This window comes from Streptomyces sparsus, from assembly GCF_054776295.1.
This window is the reverse complement of the sequence record NZ_BAAHCA010000759.1, coordinates 1-2,443: the sequence shown is the minus strand read 5'-3', so window position 1 is coordinate 2,443 and position 2,443 is coordinate 1. Positions and strand designations below refer to the sequence as shown.

Genomic DNA, 2,443 nt, shown 5'->3' with positions numbered 1-2,443 from the left:
GGCCGCCCGGCACACCGCCCCCGCCACCCCGCACGGCCGGTGACATCCGGCCAACACCCCGCACGGCGACGGTGACATCCGGCCGTGCCGGCCCGACCGACGAACGCGCGGTAGGCGGTGGCGTCGCGGCGGGAACGGAAAGGAACCGGCGGAACAACACCCTGAAGCGGGCACCGGTGCCCGGACGGGATCGTACGGTTCGCCGGCCTGCGAGCGGAGATCCACGGCAGGACGGAAGCCGCATGCCGCACGCCCGGGGCGGCATGGCCCGGCACGCCCCGGCACGTGCCGGGCACGGAGATATCCGGCGAGCTGGAGATAGGGTTTCCGGCGGAACACCCAGAGCAAATCCACGAGGGAATCCTGCCATTCCCAAGGGCTCTCGACCCGGCTACGCCGGAGGAATTGATCGACTATTCCGGCGGAACACCAGGTGGGTCTCACTCCGCTCACCCTGCCATCGACTGGCGAAACCCGGATCCGAAACGGGCACGCCGATACGCGAAACGGTCACAGCCCCGCGCCCGTCGGGCGCATATGCCACTGGCGGAGGCACGCAGAGCTGTGGTGACACGCCCGTCCAACCGCCGTGCGCCTACTGAGAAGCCACCGTCACGACGTGTGACTTCTCCCTGCACACAGCCGTTTCAGGCGACCTGCCGCACCCCTCCCACAACCCCGCCGACCGCACCACCGAACCACAGTGTTTTGGGACTGTGCAAAAGTTTGCTTGACCGGCCGGACAGACCATTCCTAGGCTCTGAACCAGTCGATTAGGAGCGGTTATCGAAGAGCCCCACCGGTTCAGACCAGTCGATACCGCCTTGCCTTGCTCCCGCCTTATCACGGTGCCAGAGCCCCCACATCTGACTGCAGAAAGACGGTAAGCCGCAGTGACCACGCGCATAGCAGGAACCTCGCACACCAGAAACCGGGCGACGACCTCTCGCTCTGCCGCCGACCTCCGGTCGTCCCACGAGGCACGACCCCGCCCTGTTGCCAGCCGCCGCATCTACACGGCGCACATCGACCCCGACATGCACATCGTCGCCGCCGAGCCCGACTTCTTCCGGCAGTTCGGCCGGACCTCGGCCGAGACGTACGGACGCAACCTGTACGAACTGCTGCACCCCAGCTCACCCGTGGTGCTCAACCGGCACTTCAACCGCCTCTCGGAGGGACGATGCCACCGCTTCGCGGAGCGCATGGTGGGTCTGGGCGGGTCGGGGCGGGCCTTCTCCGGTGAACTGACCGGCATCGCGGTGCAGAACACCGTCGGCTGCCTCGCCGGCATCGTCGTCCAGGTGCGTCCCGACGAGGAGACCGCCCCCGCGGACGAGGACCTGATCAAGCCGCGGGAGCGGCTGCTCAGCAAGCTGGACGCACAGGTCCTGGAAGGCGTCGCCAGCGGCGCTTCGACCGTGCAGCTCGCGGCCCGCCTGTACCTCAGCCGCCAGGGCGTCGAGTACCACGTCGGTCTCATGCTGCGGAAGCTCAAGGCGCCCAACCGGGCCGCCCTCGTGGCCCGCGCCCACTCGATGGGCATGCTGACGGTCGGTCAGTGGCCCCCGCGGGTGCTGCCTGAGTTCATCAAGTAGCACCCCCCGCCCGCTCCGTCGGCACCCGGGACAGCCCCACGGCGGCCCTCCGGTTCACGCCCCGGCTCACGAGCCGGTTCACAACCCGGTTCACGACGCACCACCGTGCACGGATTCGCAGCGGCCGTACCATCCCTAGTGGTACGGCCGCTGGCATGTGTGCCTGCCCGCGGACGCGGGCCCGGCACCGGCCGTGTCACGGCTGGTCCAGCTCCCGGCTGATGAGGTCGAACAGCTCCTCGTCCGTGGCACCCGCGAGCCGGTCGCCGAGGGAACCGGACGCCGCATCGTCGCCGTCGCCGCCCTCGACCTCCGTCAGGAGCGCACGCAGACGGGTCCCGAGCAGGGACCGCGCGTCGCGGTCGGGATTCGCGCCCATGATGCGGGAGATGCCCGTCTCCAGCTCCGCGAGCATCGACGCGATCGTGCTGCTCTCCCCCGCCAGTTCGGCATCGAGGTAGCGGGCCAGCTCCCCAGGGGTCGGGTGGTCGAACACCAGGGTTGCGGGCAGTCGCAGCCCGGTGTCCGCAGTCAGCCTGTTGCGCAGTTCGACGGACGTCAGCGAGTCGAACCCCATGTCCCGGAAGGCCCGGTCCGGCGCGACGACCTGCACGTCCGTGTGGCCGAGAGCCGCCGCGGCGACCTTGCGCACGTGGTCCTGAAGCGCGGCCCGGCGCTCCTCGCGCGGCAGCCCGTCGATCCGTCCGAGCAGCGCGGGAGGCAACGCGGAACCGCCGGCGGAGGGACTGCTCTCGGCGTCGCCGGCCAGTACCTCCCCCACCGCGGGCAGGGTGGTGAGGAGGGGGCTGGGTCGGCTGCTGGTGAAGGTGGGGACGAACCGCTCC

The 2,443-nt window shown here is 70.0% G+C and carries 2 protein-coding genes; one reads left to right on the top strand and one right to left on the bottom strand.

All coding sequences use genetic code 11. The features are described from left to right. The first annotated feature begins 1,010 nt into the window (after window positions 1-1,010). A complete protein-coding gene (locus tag ACYVE9_RS23045) occupies window positions 1,011-1,598 on the top strand; it encodes a helix-turn-helix transcriptional regulator (RefSeq protein WP_461029810.1) in 588 nt (195 codons plus the stop codon). Window positions 1,599-1,794: 196 nt separating this feature from the next. On the opposite strand, the gene ACYVE9_RS23040 is transcribed toward ACYVE9_RS23045, so the two are convergent. Then, a partial coding sequence (locus ACYVE9_RS23040) for an acyl carrier protein (RefSeq protein WP_461029809.1) occupies window positions 1,795-2,443 on the bottom strand: 649 nt, incomplete at its 5' end.